The sequence below is a fragment of the Pseudomonas sp. M1 genome (assembly GCF_022760135.1).
Taxonomy (GTDB): Bacteria; Pseudomonadota; Gammaproteobacteria; order Pseudomonadales; family Pseudomonadaceae; genus Pseudomonas; species Pseudomonas citronellolis.
The window spans coordinates 4,082,764-4,103,550 of sequence record NZ_CP094343.1; the positions used below are offsets into that span (position 1 = coordinate 4,082,764).

General features: G+C 69.2%; 14 protein-coding genes. 7 read left to right on the plus strand and 7 right to left on the minus strand.

Annotated features, from left to right (window positions below; genetic code table 11):
* Window positions 1-23 precede the first annotated feature (23 nt).
* The 7 genes from PM1_RS18025 to PM1_RS18050 all read left to right on the plus strand — a co-directional run bounded on the left by PM1_RS18025 (window position 24) and on the right by PM1_RS18050 (window position 10,901).
* The gene (locus tag PM1_RS18025) at window positions 24-809 is read left to right on the plus strand and encodes a substrate-binding periplasmic protein (protein WP_009619580.1); all 786 of its coding nucleotides are present in this window, start codon (window positions 24-26) and stop codon (window positions 807-809) included.
* Between the two features lie 88 nt (window positions 810-897).
* Window positions 898-3,174, plus strand: a complete 2,277-nt coding sequence (locus PM1_RS18030; RefSeq protein ID WP_009619579.1) for an OsmC domain/YcaO domain-containing protein — start codon at window positions 898-900, stop codon at window positions 3,172-3,174.
* A 394-nt stretch (window positions 3,175-3,568) separates the two neighbouring features.
* A complete protein-coding gene (locus tag PM1_RS18035) occupies window positions 3,569-5,554 on the plus strand; it encodes a ribonucleoside triphosphate reductase (RefSeq protein ID WP_009619577.1) in 1,986 nt (661 codons plus the stop codon).
* Between the two features lie 82 nt (window positions 5,555-5,636).
* Window positions 5,637-5,783 (plus strand): anaerobic ribonucleoside-triphosphate reductase, encoded by a 147-nt coding sequence (gene nrdD, locus PM1_RS31130; protein ID WP_009619575.1) that lies wholly within the window; start codon window positions 5,637-5,639, stop codon window positions 5,781-5,783.
* Entirely contained in the window at window positions 5,780-6,478 is a 699-nt protein-coding gene (locus tag PM1_RS18040) for an anaerobic ribonucleoside-triphosphate reductase activating protein (RefSeq protein WP_009619573.1), read from the plus strand. The genes nrdD and PM1_RS18040 overlap by 4 nt, the downstream gene beginning before the upstream one ends.
* A gap of 634 nt (window positions 6,479-7,112) precedes the next feature.
* Window positions 7,113-9,428: a 5-methyltetrahydropteroyltriglutamate--homocysteine S-methyltransferase gene (metE, locus tag PM1_RS18045; RefSeq protein WP_009619571.1), complete on the plus strand. Its 2,316-nt coding sequence runs from the start codon at window positions 7,113-7,115 to the stop codon at window positions 9,426-9,428.
* A gap of 261 nt (window positions 9,429-9,689) precedes the next feature.
* Entirely contained in the window at window positions 9,690-10,901 is a 1,212-nt protein-coding gene (locus tag PM1_RS18050) for an MFS transporter (RefSeq protein ID WP_009619569.1), read from the plus strand.
* A gap of 49 nt (window positions 10,902-10,950) precedes the next feature.
* On the opposite strand, the gene uvrA is transcribed toward PM1_RS18050, so the two are convergent.
* The 7 genes from uvrA to PM1_RS18085 all read right to left on the minus strand — a co-directional run bounded on the left by uvrA (window position 10,951) and on the right by PM1_RS18085 (window position 20,764).
* Window positions 10,951-13,518, minus strand: a complete 2,568-nt coding sequence (gene uvrA / locus PM1_RS18055) for an excinuclease ABC subunit UvrA (protein WP_009619567.1) — start codon at window positions 13,516-13,518, stop codon at window positions 10,951-10,953.
* 98 nt (window positions 13,519-13,616) lie between these two features.
* Entirely contained in the window at window positions 13,617-14,195 is a 579-nt protein-coding gene (gene gfa / locus PM1_RS18060; RefSeq protein ID WP_009619565.1) for an S-(hydroxymethyl)glutathione synthase, read from the minus strand.
* A gap of 333 nt (window positions 14,196-14,528) precedes the next feature.
* The gene (locus PM1_RS18065) at window positions 14,529-15,683 is read right to left on the minus strand and encodes a GGDEF domain-containing protein (RefSeq protein ID WP_024128341.1); all 1,155 of its coding nucleotides are present in this window, start codon (window positions 15,681-15,683) and stop codon (window positions 14,529-14,531) included.
* A gap of 187 nt (window positions 15,684-15,870) precedes the next feature.
* Window positions 15,871-17,160: an NAD(P)/FAD-dependent oxidoreductase gene (locus PM1_RS18070; RefSeq protein WP_009619561.1), complete on the minus strand. Its 1,290-nt coding sequence runs from the start codon at window positions 17,158-17,160 to the stop codon at window positions 15,871-15,873.
* A complete protein-coding gene (locus PM1_RS18075) occupies window positions 17,153-18,742 on the minus strand; it encodes an aldehyde dehydrogenase (NADP(+)) (RefSeq protein WP_009619559.1) in 1,590 nt (529 codons plus the stop codon). Before PM1_RS18075 ends, PM1_RS18070 begins: the two co-directional genes overlap by 8 nt.
* A gap of 95 nt (window positions 18,743-18,837) precedes the next feature.
* Window positions 18,838-19,785, minus strand: coding sequence for a dihydrodipicolinate synthase family protein (locus PM1_RS18080; RefSeq protein ID WP_009619556.1), 948 nt, complete (start codon window positions 19,783-19,785; stop codon window positions 18,838-18,840).
* 52 nt (window positions 19,786-19,837) lie between these two features.
* A complete protein-coding gene (locus PM1_RS18085; protein ID WP_009619554.1) occupies window positions 19,838-20,764 on the minus strand; it encodes a 4-hydroxyproline epimerase in 927 nt (308 codons plus the stop codon).
* Window positions 20,765-20,787 lie beyond the last annotated feature (23 nt).

Genomic DNA, 20,787 nt, shown 5'->3' on the forward strand with positions numbered 1-20,787 from the left:
CCATTCCAGTTCCGGGAGCCGGTATGCCTTGCCAGCCCTTCGCCAGATTCGTCGTGTCCGCTCGCCGCTGGCTGGGCATCGGCCTGCTCGCGCTCGTAGCCGCGGCCGATGCCACTGAATACCCGCCGCTGCGGGTGATGACCGACTACTGGCCGCCCTTCCGCATCGAAGGCGCCGACGGCCGCATCACCGGCCTGGACATGGACCTGCTGGCCGAGCTGGAAAAGCGCACCGGCCTGCGCTTCGAAGTGCACCGCGCGCCCTGGGCCCGCGGCCTGGCCGCCCTGCAGAGCGGCGCGGCGGACCTGATGACGGGCCTTGCGCGCACCCCGGAGCGCGAGCAGTACATCGACTACCTGCCGCAGCCCTACTACGCCTGCGCCCCGCGCCTGTACGCCTCGCCGCAGGAGGCGCCGCGCATTGCCCGCTACGACGACCTGCTCGGCCCCACCATCGGCTACGTGCTGGAGTCCGCCTACTTCGAACCCTTCGACTCCGACAAGCGCCTGAAGAAATTCGGCGTGAACAACGAGACGCAACTGCTGCAGATGCTCTCCCTCGGCCGCCTGCAACTGGTGATCGGCACCGACTGCCAGGTGGACTACGAACTGCGCGACCCGCAACTGGCCCGGCAGATCGTGCGCACCCGCTTCCAGCCGGACAGCCGCACCGAGCTTTACCTCGGCTTCTCCCACCAGCGCCCGCTGACGGCCGAGCGCCAACTGATCGAAGGCGCGCTGCGGCAGATGCTCGACGAGGGCTGGGTGCAACGGGCGGCCGCGCGCTATCAGCGCACGGATGGGCAGTAGCGCGCCGGACGGGCGAACGGGCGGAGCGCTGCGCAAAACGCTTACAATGGCGGGTTATTCATCTCATTTTTTGTCGTGGTAAACCCGCATGGAAATAAAGGTTAATTTCTTAGATAACCTTCGGCTCGAAGCCAAGTTCGACGATTTCACCGTGGTTGCCGACCAGCCCATCCGCTACAAGGGCGATGGCTCCGCACCGGGTCCGTTCGACTACTTCCTGGCTTCGTCGGCGCTGTGCGCGGCCTACTTCGTCAAGCTGTACTGCCAGACGCGCAACATCCCCACCGACAACATCCGCCTGTCGCAGAACAACATCGTCGACCCGGAGAACCGCTACAAGCAGATCTTCAAGATCCAGGTGGAGCTGCCGGCGGACATCTCGGAAAAGGACCGCCAGGGCATCCTGCGCTCCATCGAGCGCTGCACGGTGAAGAAGGTGGTGCAGACCGGGCCCGAGTTCGTCATCGAGGAAGTGGAAAACCTCGACGCCGACGCCCAGGCGCTGCTGATGCCCAGCGCCGATGCGGACTCGCGCACCTACATCGCGGGCAAGGACCTGCCGCTGGAGCAGACCATCGCCAACATGTCGGCGATCCTCGCCGGCCTGGGCATGAAGATCGAGATCGCCTCCTGGCGCAACATCGTGCCCAACGCCTGGTCGCTGCACATCCGCGACGCGCAGTCGCCGATGTGCTTCACCAACGGCAAGGGCGCGACCAAGGAAAGCGCGCTGGCCTCGGCCCTGGGCGAGTTCATCGAGCGGCTGAACTGCAACTTCTTCTACAACGACCAGTTCTGGGGCGAGGACATCGCCAACGCGCCCTTCGTCCACTACCCCGACGAGCGCTGGTTCAAGCCCAGCCGCCAGGACGAGCTGCCGGCGGAAATCCTCGACGCCCACTGCCTGGCGATCTACAACCCCGACGGCGAGCTGCGCGGCTCGCACCTGTACGACACCAACTCGGGCAACGTGCAGCGCGGCATCTGCTCGCTGCCGTTCGTGCGCCAGTCCGACGGCAAGGTGGTGTACTTCCCCTCCAACCTGATCGAGAACCTGTACCTGAGCAACGGCATGAGCGCCGGCAACACCCTGGCCGAAGCCCAGGTGCAATGCCTGTCGGAAATCTTCGAGCGCGCGGTGAAGCGCGAAATCCTCGAAAACGAACTGGCGCTGCCGGACGTGCCGCAGGAAGTGCTGGCCAAGTACCCCGGCATCCTCGCCGGCATCCGCGGCCTGGAGGAACAGGGCTTCCCGGTGCTGGTCAAGGACGCCTCCCTGGGCGGCCGCTTCCCGGTGATGTGCGTGACCCTGATGAACCCGCGCACCGGCGGCGTGTTCGCCTCCTTCGGCGCCCACCCCAGCCTGGAGGTGGCGCTGGAGCGCAGCCTCACCGAACTGCTCCAGGGCCGCAGCTTCGAAGGCCTGAACGACCTGCCGCAACCCACCTTCGAAAGCCAGGCGCTGACCGAGCCGAACAACTTCGTCGAGCACTTCATCGACTCCAGCGGCGTGGTGTCGTGGCGCTTCTTCAGCGCCAGGGCCGACTTCGAATTCGTCGAGTGGGACTTCTCCGGCCGGCGCGGCTCCAGTGAAAGAAAAGAGTCCAACGCCGAGGAAGCCGCCACCCTGTTCGGCATCCTCGAAGACCTGGGCAAGGAAGCGTACATGGCGGTGTACGAGCACCTGGGCGCAACGGCCTGCCGCATCCTGGTGCCCGGTTACTCGGAGATCTACCCGGTGGAGGACCTGGTCTGGGACAACACCAACAAGGCGCTGGCCTTCCGCGAGGACATCCTCAATCTGCACCGCCTGGACGACGCGCGGCTGGAGGCCCTGCTCGAGCGCCTGGAGAACTGCGAGGTCGACGACTACACCGACATCACCACGCTGATCGGCGTGGAGTTCGACGACAACACGGTCTGGGGCCAACTGACCATTCTCGAACTGAAGCTGCTGATCAACCTCGCCCTGCGGCGCTTCGAAGAGGCCAAGGAACTGGTGGAGGCCTTCCTCCAGTACAACGACAACACGGTCGAGCGCGGCCTGTTCTACCAGGCCCTGAACGTGGTGCTGGAGGTGGTGCTGGACGACGAACTGGAGATCGCCGACTACGAAGCCAACTTCCGCCGCATGTTCGGCAACGAGCGGATGGACGCGGCGCTGGGCTCGGTGGACGGCAGCGTGCGCTTCCACGGCCTGACGCCGACCAGCATGAAACTGGAGGGGCTGGACAGGCACCTGCGGCTGATCGACAGCTACAAGAAACTGCACGCGGCGCGCGCCAGGCTGCAGCCCGCGCAGGACAGCGCCGCCGACACGGGAAGCGGCCTCAAGCCGCGGCGCGTGGCGATTCGCAAGCGCTGATGATGGGGCTGCGCCGAGGGGTTCTTCGTAGGATGGGTTGAGCTTGCGATCCCCATGGGATCCCGGTGATGGGTATCGCTGCGCTCAACCCATCCTACGGGTGCGGTGTCGGGCGCCCCGGCGGCACGGCCGACGGTCCGGAAGTATCAGGACAACTCCAGATTTCCCGGCGACTCGGGACGGCCCCCTCTCCCGCTTGCGGGAGAGGGCTGGGGAGAGGGCGCTCTTCGCAGGAGCGAGCAGCAGACCCAGCCGGTCAATACCTCCGATGGCGAAAACCCTCCGGCGCCGAACATTGACCGAGGTCAATCCTTCTCCGGCCGACGCCATTAGATTCCACAACATCTTGTTGTCTTGAAAATTCAAAACACATCATGTTGTGGAATCCAGTCCAATGACCCAGACCCGGAACGTCCCTCTCCCCACCCGCCTGCGCAAGCGCAACGGCGCCGCCGCCCCCTTCGACCCGAGCAAGATCGAACGCGCCATCGCCGCCGCCGGCGAAGCCAGCGGCGAGTTCAGCGCCGCCCATGCCCAGGCGCTGACGCGCCGCGTGCTGTCGCGCCTGCCGGAGGGCGAGCTGGACGTGGAGCAGGTGCAGGACGTGGTCGAACGCATCCTCATGGAAGCCGCGCACTACCCCACCGCGCGGGCCTACATCGTCTACCGCGAGCGCCACGGCCGCCTGCGCCGCGAACGCAAGACGCTGGTGGACGTCGCCGCGTCGATGAACGAGTACCTCTCGCGGGAAGACTGGCGGGTGCGCGCCAACGCCAACCAGGGCTATTCCCTGGGCGGGCTGATCCTCAACGTCTCCGGCAAGGTCACCGCCAACTACTGGCTGGACGAGGTCTACGACGAAGCCATCGCCGCCGCCCACCGCGAAGCCGACCTGCACATCCACGACCTCGACATGCTCGCCGGCTACTGCGCCGGCTGGTCGCTGCGCACCCTGCTCAACGAAGGCCTCAACGGCGTGCCGGGGCGCGTCGAGGCCGGGCCGCCGAAGCACCTGTCCAGCGCCCTCGGGCAGATGGTGAACTTCCTCGGCACCCTGCAGAACGAGTGGGCCGGCGCCCAGGCGTTCAGCTCCTTCGACACCTACCTCGCACCCTACGTGCGCAAGGACGGCCTCGGCTACGACGAAGTGCGCCAGGCCATCCAGGAGTTCATCTACAACCTCAACGTGCCGTCGCGCTGGGGCACCCAGACGCCCTTCACCAACCTGACCTTCGACTGGGTCTGCCCGGAGGACCTGCGCGAGCAGATCCCCTACGTCGGCGGCGAGGAAATGCCCTTCGCCTACGGCGAGCTGCAGGCGGAGATGGACCTGATCAACCGCGCCTACATCGAGGTGATGCAGGCCGGCGACGCCCACGGCCGGGTGTTCACCTTCCCCATCCCCACCTACAACATCACCCACGACTTCCCCTGGCACAGCGACAACGCCACGCGCCTGTTCGAGATGACCGCGCGCTACGGCCTGCCGTACTTCCAGAACTTCCTCAACTCGGACATGCAACCCAACCAGGTGCGCTCCATGTGCTGCCGCCTGCAGTTGGACGTGCGCGAATTGCTCAAGCGCGGCAACGGCCTGTTCGGCTCGGCGGAGCAGACCGGCTCCCTCGGCGTGGTGACGCTCAACTGCGCGCGCCTGGGCTACCGCCACCGCGGCGACCTCGCCGGGCTCTACCGCCAGCTGGACTACCTGCTGGGGCTGGCCTTCGACAGCCTGGAAGTGAAGCGCAAGGTCATCCAGCAGCACATGGACGCCGGGCTCTACCCCTACACCAAGCGCTACCTGGGCACCCTGCGCAACCACTTCTCCACCATCGGCGTGAACGGCCTGCACGAGATGGTGCGCAACTTCACCGGCGACCGCGAAGGCCTGCACAGCGAGGCCGGCCGGCAGATGGCGCTGGAGCTGCTGGACCACGTGCGGGCGCGCCTGGTGAGCTTCCAGGAAGACAGCGGCCACCTCTACAACCTGGAGGCGACGCCCGCCGAGGGCACCACCTACCGCTTCGCCCGCGAGGACCGCAAGCGCCACCCGGACATCCTCCAGGCCGGCACGCCGGAGGCGCCCTACTACACCAACTCCTCGCAGCTGCCGGTGGGCCTCACCGATGACCCCTTCGAGGCGCTGGAGCTGCAGGACGCCCTGCAATGCAAGTACACCGGCGGCACCGTGCTGCACCTATACATGGCCGAGCGCATCTCCAGCGCAGAGGCCTGCAAGACCCTGGTGCGCAACGCCCTCGGGCGCTTCCGCCTGCCCTACCTCACCGTCACGCCGACCTTCTCCATCTGCCCGGTGCACGGCTACCTCGCCGGCGAACACGAGTTCTGCCCGAAGTGCGACGAAGCCCTGCTGCAATAACGCGCCGCCAGTTGCTGCGGCAGCTGCGGCGGCTGAGTCGGCGACACCCCGCTTCACCAACCGCAAGAAAGGAGCTCTACCGATGAAAGCCAACCAACTGCCCGAAAGCCAGCGCCAACGCTGCGAAGTCTGGACCCGCGTGATGGGCTACCACCGCCCGGTGTCGGCCTTCAACGCCGGCAAGCAGTCCGAGCACCGCGAGCGCTGCCACTTCCGCGAGACGCGATGAGCGCTAGGCTCAGGGTCGGGGGCCTGGTGCCCCTGACCACCCTCGACTACCCCGGCCTGCTGGCCTGCGTGCTGTTCTGCCAGGGCTGTGCCTGGCGCTGCCGCTACTGCCACAACCCGCAGCTGATCCCGGCGCGCGGCGAGGTGGAAATCCGCTGGGAGGACGTCCTCGCCTTCCTCCAACGGCGCCAGGGCCTACTGCAGGCCGTGGTGTTCAGCGGCGGCGAAGCGACCCTCCAGGCCGCGCTGCCCGGGGCCATGGCCAGGGTACGCGAGATGGGTTTTCGCACCGGCCTGCACAGCGCCGGCATCCAGCCGCGCGCCTTCGCCCGGGCGCTGCCGCACACGGACTGGGTGGGGTTCGACGTGAAGGCCCTGGCCGAGGACAGCGACGCCATCACCGGCGTGCCCCGCAGCGGCCAGGCCAACTGGCGCAGCCTGGAGCTGCTGCTGGAAAGCGGCGTGGCTTATGAATGCAGGACCACAGTGCATTGGCAGCTGTTCGACCTGGAGCGACTACGGCGCCTGGCCATGCGCCTGCGTGGGGTGGGCGTGGAAAACTTCGTGGTGCAACTGGCCCGCAGCGGACGCCAGCTCGACCCGCAACTCATTGCAACGCCGGCCCCGCAGGGCGCAATGGCATTGTGGCGCGAGCTGGAAGCGCTGTTCCCGCGATTCGAATTGCGGGATGCCTAGCGAGTTCCTGCTCGCGGAGGGAGTTCGCCGGTTGCCGGAAATCGCGGACGGAGTCCGCTCCTACGCTCCCCCACCCACGCCATTCCGATGTAGGAGCGCGCCCTGCGCGCGATTCGCGGGCAGGGCCCGCTCCTACAAGGAGACTCGGCGCAAGAGGCCGAACGGTAGGAGCAACTGTCTTGCCGGCTGCGCCAAGGCGCGCCTCAACGGATGGGTTGAGCCTTGGCGAAACCCATGCGGTCGTGGTGATGGGTATCGCTTCGCTCAACGCCATCCTACGGGTCTTGTGTTTGCCGGAGGGCGTAGGAGCGGACCTTGTCCGCGATAGCCGGGAATTCCGGCGCGGTTCGCGGATGAGATCCGCTCCTAAGCTGCGCCACCCACGCCATTCCGATGTAGGAGCGCGCCCTGCGCGCGATTCGCGGGCAGGGCCCGCTACAGGGAGGCTCGGCGCAAGAGGCCGAACGGTAGGAGCGGATTCATCCGCGATCCGGGGGAAAGCCCCAGCGCCGAGGTAGATGACGAAGCCCGATCATGAGTAAAACTTGATTTCATCGCAAATAAATTGAGTTTGTCTCATGAACCACCGATCCCGAGAATCCCTCCACTGGTTTTTCAATGGAGAGATTCACCCATGGCATTGGCCCACAACCTCGGCTTCCCGCGTATCGGCCGGGACCGCGAACTGAAGAAAGCCCTGGAAGCCTTCTGGAAAGGCGAGCTGGACGAAGCCGGCCTGCGCGCCGTCGGCAAGCAGCTGCGCGCCACCCACTGGCAGGCACAGAAGGATGCCGGCATCGAGCTGCTGCCGGTGGGCGATTTCGCCTGGTACGACCAGGTGCTGACCCACTCGCTGACCTTCGGCGTCATCCCCGAGCGCTTCCGCGGCCATGGCGACGCCAAGCCGACCCTGCAGACCCTCTTCGGCATGGCCCGTGGCGTCACTGACAGCTGCTGCGGCGGCGCCCATGCGCAAGAGATGACCAAGTGGTTCGACACCAACTACCACTACCTGGTCCCCGAGTTCACTGCCGACCAGCAGTTCGCGCTGAGCTGGGAACAGCTGTTCGAAGAGGTCGACGAAGCCAAGGCCCTCGGCCATGACGTCAAGCCCGTGGTGATCGGCCCGCTGACCTACCTGTGGCTGGGCAAGACCAAAGGTGCTGATTCTGAAACGAACAGCTTCAACAAGCTCGACCTGCTCGACCGCCTGCTGCCGCTCTACGGGCAGATCTTCCGCCGCCTGGCCGCACAGGGCGTGGAATGGGTGCAGATCGACGAGCCGATCCTGGTCCTCGACCTGCCGCAGGACTGGAAGAACGCCTTCGAACGCGCCTACAACCTACTGCAGGGCGAGCCGCTGAAAAAGCTGCTGGCCACCTACTTCGGCGGCCTGGAAGACAACCTCGGCCTGGCCGCGAACCTGCCGGTCGATGGCCTGCACATCGACCTGGTGCGCGCGCCGGAACAGTACCCGAGCATCCTCGACCGCCTGCCGGCCTACAAGGTCGTGTCGCTGGGCCTGGTCAACGGCCGCAACGTCTGGCGCTGCGACCTGGAAAAGGCCTTGGACGTGGTGCGCCACGCCCAGGAACGCCTCGGCGAGCGCCTGTGGCTCGCGCCCTCCTGCTCGCTGCTGCACAGCCCGGTGGACCTGGAGCGTGAAGACAAGCTGGATGCCGAGCTGAAGAGCTGGCTGGCCTTCGCCGTGCAGAAGTGCGCCGAAGTGGCCGTGCTGGCCCGCGCCGCCACCGAGCCGCAGGCCGCCGACGTGGTTGCCGCCCTGCAGCAGAGCCGCGCCGTACAGGCCAGCCGCGCCGCCTCGCCGCGCATCCACAAGCCGGCCGTGCAGGCCCGCCTGGCCGCCATCCAGCCGGCCGACGCCCAGCGCCATTCCGCCTTCGCCGAGCGCATCGCCAAGCAGCGCGCCGGCCTGGACCTGCCGGCCTTCCCCACCACCACCATCGGCTCCTTCCCGCAGACCTCGGCCATCCGCCTGGCGCGCCAGTCGTTCAAGCAGGGCAAGCTGAGCGAGGCCGAGTACACCGAGGCCATGCACAGCGAAATCCGCCACGCGGTGCAGATCCAGGAGCAACTGGGCCTGGACGTGCTGGTGCACGGCGAAGCCGAGCGCAACGACATGGTCGAGTACTTCGCCGAGCAGCTCGACGGCTACGTCTTCACCCGCTTCGGCTGGGTGCAGAGCTACGGTTCGCGCTGCGTGAAGCCGGCGGTGATCTATGGCGACCTGAGCCGCCCGAAGGCCATGACCGTGGAGTGGATCACCTACGCCCAGAGCCTCACCGGCAAGGTGATGAAGGGCATGCTGACCGGCCCGGTGACCATGCTGATGTGGTCCTTCCCGCGCGAGGACGTGCCCCGCGAAGTCCAGGCGCGCCAGCTGGCCCTGGCCATCCGCGACGAAGTGGTGGACCTGGAAGCCGCCGGCATCAGGATCGTGCAGATCGACGAAGCCGCCTTCCGCGAAGGCCTGCCGCTGCGCAGGAGCGCCTGGGCGCACTACCTGGACTGGGCCACCGAGGCCTTCCGCCTGTGCGCGTCCGGCGTGCGCGACGAAACCCAGATCCACACCCACATGTGCTACAGCGAGTTCAACGACGTGATCGAGTCCATCGCCGCCATGGACGCCGACGTGATCACCATCGAGACCTCGCGTTCGGACATGGAGCTGCTGGAGGCCTTCGAGAAGTTCGACTACCCGAACGAGATCGGCCCGGGCGTGTACGACATCCACTCGCCGCGCGTGCCGAGCAAGGAAGAGATCGTCGAGCTGCTGCGCAAGGCGGCCCAGCGCATCCCCGCCGAGCGCCTGTGGGTGAACCCGGACTGCGGCCTGAAGACCCGCGCCTGGCCGGAGACCGAAGCGGCGCTGGTGAACATGGTCGCGGCAGCCCGCGAGCTGCGCAACGACCTCGCCGCGCTGGCCTGATCCACCGGTGATGGGTATCGCTTCGCTTGAGCCATCCTACGGTCAATGACGAAACGGGACGCCTGGCGTCCCGTTTCGCTTTGCGCTCCCCGCGCGTTGCAGCCCCCCCTACGGCGGCCAGCCCGAAACGAATTGCCCGTTTCTCGATACCCGACGTCCGAAACTCGCAAGACGGACGGGCACGTACTGCCTAGCATAGGGCCTCCGCCAAAAACGATGGCCGCGCCTGCGCGCCGGCCGCCCCTTGCTGCCCGGAGTCCCATGTCCACTACTGCCGCCCCCACGGCTGCCGCGTCCGTCGCCAGCCAAGCAAGCCCCCTGGTCATGCGCGTGATCGGCGCCTGCGCCCTGGCCCACCTGATCAACGACCTGATCCAGGCGGTGCTGCCGTCGATCTACCCGGTGCTCAAGGCCAACTACGGGCTGAGCTTCACCCAGGTCGGCCTGATCACCCTGACCTTCCAGCTGACCGCCTCGCTGCTGCAGCCCTGGGTGGGCTACCACACCGACCGCCATCCCAAGCCCTGGCTGGCGCCGGCCGGCAGCGTCTGCACGCTGATCGGCATCCTCCTGCTGGCCTTCGTCGGCAGCTTCCCGGCCATCCTCCTGGCCTCGGCGCTGGTGGGCATCGGCTCCTCGACCTTCCACCCGGAAACCTCGCGCATCGCGCGGCTGGCCTCGGGCGGGCGCTACGGCCTGGCGCAGTCCACCTTCCAGGTCGGCGGCAACGCCGGCAGCGCCTTCGGCCCGCTGCTGGCCGCGGCCATCATCGTGCCCTACGGCCAGGGCCACGTGGCCTGGTTCGGCCTGTTCTCGGTGTTCGCCATCGGCGTGCTCTACGGGCTGAGCCGCTGGTACCGCAACCACCTGAACCTGTTCAAGCTCAAGCAGGGCGGCAAGGCCACCCACGGCCTGTCCAGGGGCCGGGTGAACGCCGCGCTGGTGGTGCTGGCGCTGCTGGTGTTCTCCAAGTACTTCTACATGGCCAGCTTCACCAGCTACTTCACCTTCTACCTGATCGAGAAGTTCCAGCTCTCGGTGGCCAGCTCGCAGCTGTACCTGTTCCTGTTCCTCGGCGCGGTGGCCGCCGGCACCTTCTTCGGCGGCCCGGTGGGCGACCGTATCGGGCGCAAGACGGTGATCTGGTTCTCGATCCTCGGCGTGGCCCCCTTCACCCTGGCCCTGCCCTACGTCGACCTGTTCTGGACCGGCGTGCTGAGCATGATCATCGGCTTCATCCTCGCCTCGGCGTTCTCCGCCATCGTGGTCTTCGCCCAGGAGTTGGTGCCCGGCAACGTCGGCATGATCGCCGGGGTGTTCTTCGGCCTGATGTTCGGCTTCGGCGGCATCGGCGCCGCCCTGCTCGGCCACCTGGCCGACATCCACGGCATCGAGTACGTGTACAAGCTGTGCTCCTACCTGCCGCTGCTGGGCTGCCTGACCATCCTGCTGCCCTCCACCAAGCGCGCCTGACGGCGCGAAGGCGCTCGGAGGAGCGCCTGCTGCGCCTGCGGTTCCGCCCTCAGCGCCTTGCGCGCCGCGTGTTCGGCGCGCAGCGCGCCAGTTCCGCGGCGAGATAGGCCGCGGTCCTGCTGCCCTTCGCCCGCGCCAGCTGCTGCGGGGTGCCGCTGGCCACCACGCGGCCGCCGGCCTGGCCGGCGCCCGGGCCGACGTCGATCACCCAGTCGGCCTGGGCCACCACGCGCATGTCGTGTTCGATTATCACCACGCTGTTGCCGGCATCGACCAGCCGCTGCAATTGCAGCATCAACCGGTCGATGTCCGCCACGTGCAGGCCGGTGGTGGGCTCGTCCAGCACATACAGGCTGCGGCCGCGCTGGCTGCGTTGCAGTTCGCTGGCCAGCTTGATGCGCTGCGCCTCGCCGCCGGACAGCTCGGTGGCCGGCTGCCCCAGGCGCAGGTAGCCCAGGCCGATCTCGCGCAGCAGGCGCAGCGGGCGCGCCACCGCCTCCTCCTCGGCGAAGAAGTCGCCGGCCTCCTCCACCGTCATGCGCAGCACCTCGGCGATGTTGCGGCCGTTCCAGCGCACCTGCAGCGTGGCCTCGTTGTAGCGGGCGCCGTGGCAGGCGGGGCATGGCGCGTACACGCTGGGCATGAACAGCAGTTCCACGCTGACGAAGCCCTCGCCCTCGCAGGTGTCGCAGCGCCCCTTGGCCACGTTGAACGAGAAGCGCCCGGCGTCGTAGCGGCGGCGGCGCGCATCGGGCGTGGCGGCGAACAGCTTGCGCACGTGGTCGAACAGGCCGGTGTAGGTGGCCAGGTTGGAACGCGGCGTGCGGCCGATGGGCTTCTGGTCCACCTGCACCACGCGCTGCACCGCCGCCAGGTCGCCGGCCAGGTGGCCGCCGGTGCTTTCGAGGATCGCCGGGCCCTCCTCGGTGGCTTGCGCGCCATCCTCCTCGGGCTCGTGCCCCAGGTGCGCCAGCATCAGCTCGGGCAGCGCCTGGGCGATGAGGCTGGACTTGCCCGAGCCGGAGATGCCGGTGACCGCGGTGAGCACGCCCAGCGGAATGCGCGCGTCCACCCCGCGCAGGTTGTGCCGGTGGATGCCGCGCAGCTCCAGCCAGCCGGCGGCCTCGCGCCCGTGGCTGGGCGGCGCGGGAATCTCGTCGAACAGGTAGCGGGCGGTGCGCGACTCCGCCACCTCGCGCAGGCCCGCCGGGGCGCCGCTGTAGAGCACCCGGCCGCCGCGCTCGCCGGCGTCGGGCCCGACGTCCACCAGCCATTGCGCGCGGCGCATCAGCTCCAGGTCGTGCTCCACCACGAACACCGAGTTGCCGGCGTCGCGCAGCCTGTCCAGGGCGTCGTACAGGGCCTGGCTGTCGGAGGGATGCAGCCCGGCCGAGGGCTCGTCGAGCACATAGACCACGCCGAACAGCATGGAACTCAGCTGCGTGGCCAGCCGCAGGCGCTGCAGCTCGCCGGTGGACAGGCTCGGCGTGGCGCGGTCCAGGCTCAGGTAGCCCAGGCCCAGCTGTTGCAGCGTGCGCAGCCGCGCCACCACGCCCTCGGCCAGGCGCCGCGCCGCCAGTTGCTTCTCTTCCGAGAGCGCGGCGCCGGGCTGGGCGCGGAAGTCGCCCTGGGCGATGGGCTCCAGCAGCGCCGCCACCTGGTCCAGGGGCAACTGCGCCAGCGCGCCTATGTCCACCCCGCCGAAGGTCACCGCCAGCGCCTCGGCCTTGAGCCGCTTGCCGCCGCACGCCGGGCACGGCCGGCCCTCCATGAAGCGCGACACGCGCCTTCTCATCAGGGCGCTCTGGGTGCTGGCGAAGGTGTGCAGCACGTAGCGCCGCGCGCCGGTGAAGGTGCCCATGTAGCTGGGCTCCTGCTTGCGCTTGAGCGCGGCGCGGGTCTCCGCGGGGGTGAGGCCGGCGTACACCGGCGCCGTGGGCGTTTCCTCGGTGAACAGAATCCAGTCGCGGTCCTTCTTCGGCAGGTCGCGCCAGGGCCGGTCGACGTCGTAGCCCAGGGTGACGAGGATGTCGCGCAGGTTCTGCCCGTGCCAGGCCGGCGGCCAGGCGGCGATGGCCTTCTCGCGGATGCTCAGCGACGGGTCCGGCACCATCAGCGCCTCGGTCACCTCGTACACGTGGCCCAGGCCGTGGCAGGCCGGGCAGGCGCCCTGGGGTGTGTTCGGCGAGAAGTCCTCGGCGTACAGCAGCGGCTGGCCCGGCGGGTAGGTGCCGGCGCGCGAGTACATCATCCGCACCAGGCTGGACAGGGTGGTCACGCTGCCCACCGAGGAGCGCGCGTTGCTGGCGCCGCGTTGCTGCTGCAGCGCCACCGCCGGCGGCAGGCCGTCGATGGCGTCGACGTCCGGCACGCCCACCTGGTCGATCAGGCGCCGGGCATAGGGCGCCACCGACTCGAAGTAGCGCCGCTGCGCCTCGGCATACAGGGTGCCGAACGCCAGCGAGGACTTGCCGGAACCCGACACGCCGGAGAACACCACCAGCGCATCGCGCGGGATGGCGACATCCACGTCCTTGAGGTTGTGCTCGCGCGCGCCGCGCACTTCGACGAAACCGCTGGCGCCGGGGGCGCCGGCCGGGGGCTTGCTGTGGGGCATGGGGACGGACTCGGGGCTCTGTTGGCCAGGAGTATGCCTGAGGAGGCCCGCGCTGACCGAGGGCCTCTATCAGGTGGCCGGCCGCCCCGGCGCCGGCGTCAGGCCTCGCGGTAGGTGCCCTTCTGCTTGGCGGCGTGGGTGGCCAGGGCGTCCATCAGCGGCGGCGACAGGCAGTCATAGGGCTCCAGGTTGAGTTCGCGCAGGCGCTGGCGGATGGCGTCCATCTGCGCCGGCGGGGTGCCGCTCTCGATCACCGAAGAGACGAAGGCGGCGAAGCCCGGCGCCGACCAGCCCTCCTGCGGGGACAGTTCGGTATGCACGAAGTCCAGGCCGTAGAAGGCGTGCCCCGGGTTCTCGATGCGCCCGAACAGGTGCGCGCCGCACTCGCGGCAAGCGTGGCGCTGGATGACGGCGCTGTCGTCGACGATATGCAGCTTCTCGGGGTGGGCCACCACGCTGACCTTGTCCCGCGGCACCACCGCCACCACCGAGAAGATCGCCCCCGCGGGCTTCCAGCACTTGGTGCAGCCGCAGGCGTGGTTGTGCAGCGTCTGGGCGCCGACCGCGACCTCCACCTTGTCGGTCGCGCACAGGCATTGCAGGGTGCCGCCGGCAAAATCGGCGCGGGCCGGGCGGATGCCGTTGTCCAGCGAGGGGTGAATGTGAATCGCGCTCATGGGGTTGACCTCCTGGCGTTCGCTGCGCCAGGGCCGGCACGGCGACATGCCATGCCGCGAAGCCCTGGCGGTCGAAATGGGTGGCACGAGGCGTGGACGGTGAGTCCATGGCAGCGGAAACCGTAGGATGGGTTGAGCGAAGCGATACCCATCACCATGGCCCGATGGGTTTCGCAAGCTCAACCCATCCTACGAAAAGCGCTTCGGCATAGCCTGCAGCATAGTTGCCCGGCAGCGGAACCGTAGGATGGGTTGAGCGAAGCGATACCCATCGCCATGGCCCGATGGGTTTCGCAAGCTCAACCCATCCTACGAAAAGCGTCTCGGCATGGCCTACGCCTCGCCGCCGGCCACCAGGCGAATCCTGTCGCGCCCGCCGCGCTTGGATTCGTACAGCGCCGCGTCGCCCTGCTCGATCAGCGCCGCCAGGCTGGCCGGCGGCCGGTCGAACAGGCTGGCGCCGATGCTCAGGGTCACCGCCTCGGGTGTGGCGAAGGCCTGCGCGGCGGCCCGGTGGAACTGCTCGCGCAGCGCGCTGCCCAGCGCCACGACACGCTCGTCGGTCACGTCGCCGAGCAGGATGACGAACTCGTCGCCGCCCAGCCGGGCCGCGAGCGCGCCCCCGGGCAGCAGCGCGCGGATCATCTCGCTCAGCATGACCAGCAGCCGGTCGCCGGCGATGTGGCCGTGCAGGTCGTTGACCAGCTTGAAATTGTCGATGTCGATCAGCAGCAGCGCGCCCGGCCGCGCGCTGCAGACCTCCTCCAGCAACCGCGGCGCGCGCACTTCCAGGGCGCGGCGGTTGTACAGCGCGGTCAGCGGATCGCGGGCGGCCAGCCGGGCCATGCGCTTCTCGCGGCGGTAGCGCTCGGTGCCGGTCATCGACAGCGCGATCAGCATGATCGCCATCGTCCCTTCCACCAGCGAAACCTGGATGATCGCGCCGCGGAAGGCCGTGAGGTCGATCAGCGTGCCCGGCACCAGCGCCGTCAGCGGCTTGGCCAGGTAGAACAGCCCGTGCAGCAGCAACACGTAGCGCAACTGCCCGGCGCCCACGCTCAACGACTTGCCATGGGGCCGCAGCAGCGCGCTGGCGCGCAGCGTCGGCAGCGCCACCAGCAGCGAGTTGGCCAGCAGCATGACCTTCGACCACGCCTGCCCCTCCGGCAACAGCAGCATGGCCGTCCAGGCGACGAAGATCAGGTACCAGGCGCGGGACAGGCGCGCCTCGGTGAAGCGCGCCACGCCCAGCAGGAACAGCCAGTGGGCGGTGACCAGCAGGCCGTTGGCGAACCAGATGCCCAGGAGCGGGAAGCCGCCCATGCGCAACAGGGCGAGGGTCGAGCCCACGGCGATGGTGGAAAAGCCCGCGCTCCAGAACAGCAGCGAGGGTTCGCGAACGTTGCGCCACTCGATGGCCAGGTACAGGGCGGCGGCCGCTGCCAGGGCGATCGAGAGGGTCAACATCGTGGGAGGATCGAGCGCCATGACTTCTGGACGGAGCTGCCTGGACGGTGGGGGGCGGATTCTAAGCGTTCGCGGCGTTTTTTCGCAGGGCCTTTCCCGCCCTGCCGACGGGAAGCCCGCGACAAGCCGAAGCCCGCTCCCACGCGCATAGCCGCTTCGCCGGATCACGCTGGCGAGGCCGCACCTGTCCCGCGGCCTCGGCCAGGGTTCAGAACCGATCCAACCTGTAGGCGTCGAGCCCCGGCAGGCCGTGCGGCGCATTGCCCGTTGCCGGCACGGTTGCCAGCCGGGCGACATGCTCGGCGGTGATCGCCGCCTGGGTCAGGCCCAGGTGCTGGTGGCCGAAGGCGAGCAGCACCCTGCCCTCGCACACCCGGTCGATGATCGGCAGCGAGTCCGGCAGCGACGGGCGCATGCCCATCCAGGGCGTGGCCGCCTCGGCGCTCAGGTCGCGGCCGAACAGGCCCTTGCTGAGCCGGTGCAGTTGCCAGGCGCGCTCCATGCTCGGCGGGCTTTCGAGGCCGGCGAACTCCACGGTGCCGGCCAGCCTCAGGCCGTCGGCCATGGGCGTCATGATGAACCGGCGTTCCAGCGAGGTGACAGCGAACGGCAGACGATCGTGCTCGTGGGGCAGCATCAGGTGATAGCCGCGCTCCGTGTCCAGGGGTACCTTGCGGCCGGTCAGCGCCGCGGTGAGCCCGGCCGAGTGGGCGCCGCAGGCGATCAGCACCTGGCGGGCCCGCAGGCCGCCTTCCGCCGTGGCCAGCGCCACGCCGTCCTGCCGCAGTTGCCCGCCGAGAACCTTGCGCTGGAGGAACTGCACGCCCAGGGCACGGGCGGCGTCCACCAGTTCGCGGACCACGAGGTAGGGGTCGATGAAATGCCCCGTGCGCGGAAAGAACAGCCCGCCCAGCAGGCGCTTGCTGAGTTGCGGGGCGGCGGCGCGCACGGCCTGCGCGGGCCAGAAGTCGACCGGCACCGCCTGCTGGCGCATGCGCGCCTGCAGCGCGTCCAGCGCCTGGCGCGACTCGACGCGCTCGAACACCAGCAAGGAACCGTCCTCCTTCAACAGGCCGGGGCGCCCGATGGCCGCCAACATCCGCCGCCAGGCCTCCAGGCTGCCCTCGTTGAGCGCACGGATACCGGCGACGGTGCGGCGGAACGGCGCCGGGCGCAGGTTCAGCAGCAGCCGCACGAACCATGGCAGAGCATGCGGCAGGTACTTCCAGTCCAGGCGTAGCGGGCCCATGGGGTCCATGAGCATGGCCGGCAGGCGCCTGAGGATCGACAGGTCGGCGATGGGGAACACCTGCTCGGTGGCCAGGTGACCGGCATTGCCGAACGAGGCGCCCTGCCCCGGCGCCTGCTGGTCGACGACCTGCACCCGCAGCCCCTGGCGCGCCAGTTGCAAGGCGCAGGCGACGCCGACGATGCCGGCGCCGATCACGGCGATGTCCGCCTGGGGTTGCGGGCCGTTCGAAGCCTGGACGTCACGCATGTTCCCGGGCTTCCCTCTGGCCATCGAGCAGGCGGCGCAACTGCAGCGGGTTGCCGTGGCGCAGCGCGGCGGGCAGCAGGGCGTCGGGGAAGTCCTGGTAGCAGACCGGGCGCAGGAAACGCAGGATGGCCGCGGTGCCGACCGAGGTGGTGCGCGTATCCGAGGTGGCCGGGAAGGGGCCGCCATGGACCATGGCATCGCACACCTCCACCCCGGTCGGCCAGCCGTTGACCAAGAGGCGACCGGCCTTGCGCTCCAGGGTCGGCAGCAGCGCACGGGCGCTGTCCAGGTCGGCCTCGTCGAGGTGCAGGGTCGCGGTGAGCTGGCCTTCCAGGTGCTCGGCGACCTGGCGCACCTGCTCGTCGTCGGCGCACTCCACGATCAGCGACGCGGCGCCGAACACCTCGGCCTGCAGCGCCGGCTCGGCGAGGAACGCCTGCGCCCGGGTCGCGAACAGATGGGCCTGGCCCTGGTTGGGCCCCTCGCCTCCCAGGCCCTTCGCCAGGACACGCGCCTGGGCCTGCCCGGCCAACGCAGCGACGCCGGCTTCGAAGGCCTGGAAGATCCCCGGCGTCAGCATGGTCTGCGCCGGGCTGCACCGCACCCGCTCGGCGGCCGCGGCGATGAAGCGCTCCAGCGCCGGCCCCTGGCGGGCGACCACCAGGCCCGGGTTGGTGCAAAACTGACCGGCGCCCTGGGTCAGCGAGGCGACGAAGCCCTGCGCCAACGCCTCGCCGCGCGCCTGCAGGGCCGCGGGGAAGAGGAACACCGGGTTGATCGAACTCATCTCCGCATACACCGGGATCGGCTCCGGGCGGGCCTGGGCCACCCGGCACAGGGCCAGGCCGCCGCTGCGCGAGCCGGTGAAGCCCACCGCCTTGATGCGCAGGTCGGCCACCAGGGCAGTGCCGACCTCGCGGCCGGAGCCGAACAGCAGCGAGAAGACGCCATCCGGCAAGGCGCACCTGGCCACGGCGCGGGCCACGGCGCGCCCCACCAGTTCGCTGGTGCCGGGGTGGGCGCCATGGGCCTTGACCACCACCGGGCAGCCAGCGGCCAGGGCCGAGGCGGTATCGCCGCCGGCAACGGAGAAGGCCAGCGGGAAGTTGCTGGCGCCGAACACGGCCACCGGTCCCAGCGGCACCTGGCGCTGGCGCAGGTCCGGGCGCGGCAGCGGCTGGCGCTCGGGCAGCGCCCTGTCCACCCGCACGTCCAGCCACTCGCCGGCGCGCACGGTGCGGGCGAAGGTGCGCAACTGCTGGCAGGTGCGGCCACGCTCGCCCTGGATGCGCTGGCGCGGCAGGCCGGTCTCGGCCATCGCGCGCTCGATCAGTTGCTCGCCCAGGGCCTCGATCTCCTCGGCGATGGTTTCAAGGAAGCCGGCGCGCGCCTCCAGGGAGGTTTCGCGGTAGCGGTCGAAGGCGGCCCAGGCCAGGGCGCAGGCCTGCTCCACCTGCTCGCCGGTGCCGCCGGCATAGGGCGGTTGGAGGGGTTCATTGGTGGCCGGGTCGATGGCCCGGGTCGCCTCGCGGCGCCCGGCAACCACCTGCTGGCCGATCAGCATGCTGCCTGTCAGGTTCATGGTGCGTCCTGGATCAAGAAAGTGGGCCCCCTGCGCGACGCCCGTCGCGCAGGGGGCGGATCGCGGCGGGGCATCGGGCCCCGCCGCCGGCCGGTTCAGGCGAGGTTCTGCTCGGCCGACCAGTTGGCGTACCACTGGCGGAACAGCGCGTACTGGTTCTCGGCGTAGCGGCGCTGGGCCTCGCTGAGCACGTCGGTTTCGTTGAAGTGCAGGCTGTATTCCCTGTCGCCGTTGAGCACCATCAGGTGCTTGTAGTACAGCACCAGGTCGCAGCCCTCGTCGAAGGACGAAAGCACCGCCAGCGCCGCCTCCAGCTCGCCGGCCAGGCGGCGCGCCTTGACGTCGCCCTTGGCGGCCTGCCTGCTCAGGGCCACCAGTTGCAGCACTTCGCGCGGCAGGGCGTTGCCGATGCCGGTGATGGCGCCAGTGGCGTTGCAGTTGACGAAACCGTGGACCACCTGGGTGTCGACACCGACCATGAGCGTCACCTCGTCGTCCTGGGAGGTGATGTTCTCGGCCGCGTAGCGCAGGTCGGCGCCGCCGCCGAACTCCTTGAAGCCAATCAGGTTGGGGAACTCGCGGCGCAGTTCGAAGAACAGGTCGGCGCGGGTGGCGAAGCCGTAGTAGGGGCTGTTGTAGATCACCGCCGGCAGTTCCGGGGCGGCCGCGAGGATGGCGGAGAAGTGGGCCTTCTGCGCAGCCGGCGAGGCGCCGCGGGAGAGCACGCGGGGAATCACCATCAGGCCGTGGGCGCCGACTCTGGCGGCATGCGCCGCGTGGGACACCGCCTCGCGGGTGTTGACCGCGCCGGTGCCGACGATGGTCGGCACGCCGGCGGCCACCAGGCGCGCCACGCCCTCCTGGCGCTCGGCCTCGGTGAGCAGCGGCCAGTCACCCATGGAGCCGCAGTACACCACCGCGCTCATGCCGACGTCGATCAGCTCGCGGCCCTTGGCGACCAGGGCGTCGAAGTCCGGCTTGCGCTGGGCGGTGCAGGGGGTCATCAGCGCGGGGATGCAGCCGGTGAAGATGTTGTCGCTCATTGTTCGGGCTCCTTGAAGCACTCGTTCGGGTAGGGAAAAACGGCGTGGGGGCTCAGATGCCCCACGCGAAGGGGTCCTGTTCGTCGATCAGCAGGGTGCTGTCGGCAGTCATGTAGGCGCGGCCGGTGATGAACGGGCGGATGCGCTCGCCTTCCCATTCGTAGCGGCCTTCGAAACGGCTGCCGGTGATGCCGGCCTGCACCCAGGCCTGCCCGGGGGCCAGCTTGCCGTCGGCGGCCAGGCACGCCAGCTTGGCGCTGGTGCCGGTGCCGCAGGGCGAACGGTCGTAGGCCTTGCCCGGGCACATGACGAAGTTGCGGCTGTCGGCCTCCTCGTCGTCGGCGAACAGCTCGACGTGGTCGATCGGCGCGCCGCCTTCGCCGTGGATGCCCTGGGCCTCCAGGGCCTGGAGCAGCGCCCAGGTGAAGTCGGTCAGCGCCTCGACGTTGTCCAGCGCCAGCCGCTGGCCATGCTCGGATACCAGGAAGAACCAGTTGCCGCCCCAGGCGATGTCGCCGTACACCCGGCCGTGGCCGGGCACCTCCACCGGCACCTGCCGGCGGTAGCGGTAGGCCGGCACGTTGCCGATGGTGACGGCGCCGTCCTCGTGCAGGGTGGCGCTGACCGGGCCCACCGGGGTGTCGATCTTGTGCACGCCCGGGCCGATCAGCCCCAGGTGCTGCAGCGAAGCGACCAGGCCGATGGTGCCGTGGCCGCACATGTTCAGGTAGCCGGCGTTGTTGAAGAAGATCACCCCGCAGGTGGCGCCCGCCGACACCGGCTCGCAATACAGCGCGCCCACCAGCACGTCGTTGCCGCGCGGTTCCAGCAGGCAGGCGCGGCGCCAGTGGTCATGCTGCTCGCGCAGGGCGTTGCGCTTCTCGGCCAGGCTGGCGCCGGCCAGCTCGGGGAAGCCTTTCATCACCAGGCGGGTGGGTTCGCCGCCGGTGTGGGAGTCGATGATGTGTACGCGTTTCATGTAGCCGTCCAGTAAGAGAGCCC

Coding starts and splice junctions, on each gene's coding strand:
- PM1_RS18025 (WP_009619580.1), top strand. CDS start 24: ATGCCTTGCCAGCCCTTCGCCAGATTCGTCGTGTCCGCTCGCCGCTGG.
- PM1_RS18030 (WP_009619579.1), top strand. CDS start 898: ATGGAAATAAAGGTTAATTTCTTAGATAACCTTCGGCTCGAAGCCAAG.
- PM1_RS18035 (WP_009619577.1), top strand. CDS start 3,569: ATGACCCAGACCCGGAACGTCCCTCTCCCCACCCGCCTGCGCAAGCGC.
- nrdD (WP_009619575.1), top strand. CDS start 5,637: ATGAAAGCCAACCAACTGCCCGAAAGCCAGCGCCAACGCTGCGAAGTC.
- PM1_RS18040 (WP_009619573.1), top strand. CDS start 5,780: ATGAGCGCTAGGCTCAGGGTCGGGGGCCTGGTGCCCCTGACCACCCTC.
- metE (WP_009619571.1), top strand. CDS start 7,113: ATGGCATTGGCCCACAACCTCGGCTTCCCGCGTATCGGCCGGGACCGC.
- PM1_RS18050 (WP_009619569.1), top strand. CDS start 9,690: ATGTCCACTACTGCCGCCCCCACGGCTGCCGCGTCCGTCGCCAGCCAA.
- uvrA (WP_009619567.1), bottom strand. CDS start 13,518: ATGCCCCACAGCAAGCCCCCGGCCGGCGCCCCCGGCGCCAGCGGTTTC.
- gfa (WP_009619565.1), bottom strand. CDS start 14,195: ATGAGCGCGATTCACATTCACCCCTCGCTGGACAACGGCATCCGCCCG.
- PM1_RS18065 (WP_024128341.1), bottom strand. CDS start 15,683: ATGGCGCTCGATCCTCCCACGATGTTGACCCTCTCGATCGCCCTGGCA.
- PM1_RS18070 (WP_009619561.1), bottom strand. CDS start 17,160: ATGCGTGACGTCCAGGCTTCGAACGGCCCGCAACCCCAGGCGGACATC.
- PM1_RS18075 (WP_009619559.1), bottom strand. CDS start 18,742: ATGAACCTGACAGGCAGCATGCTGATCGGCCAGCAGGTGGTTGCCGGG.
- PM1_RS18080 (WP_009619556.1), bottom strand. CDS start 19,785: ATGAGCGACAACATCTTCACCGGCTGCATCCCCGCGCTGATGACCCCC.
- PM1_RS18085 (WP_009619554.1), bottom strand. CDS start 20,764: ATGAAACGCGTACACATCATCGACTCCCACACCGGCGGCGAACCCACC.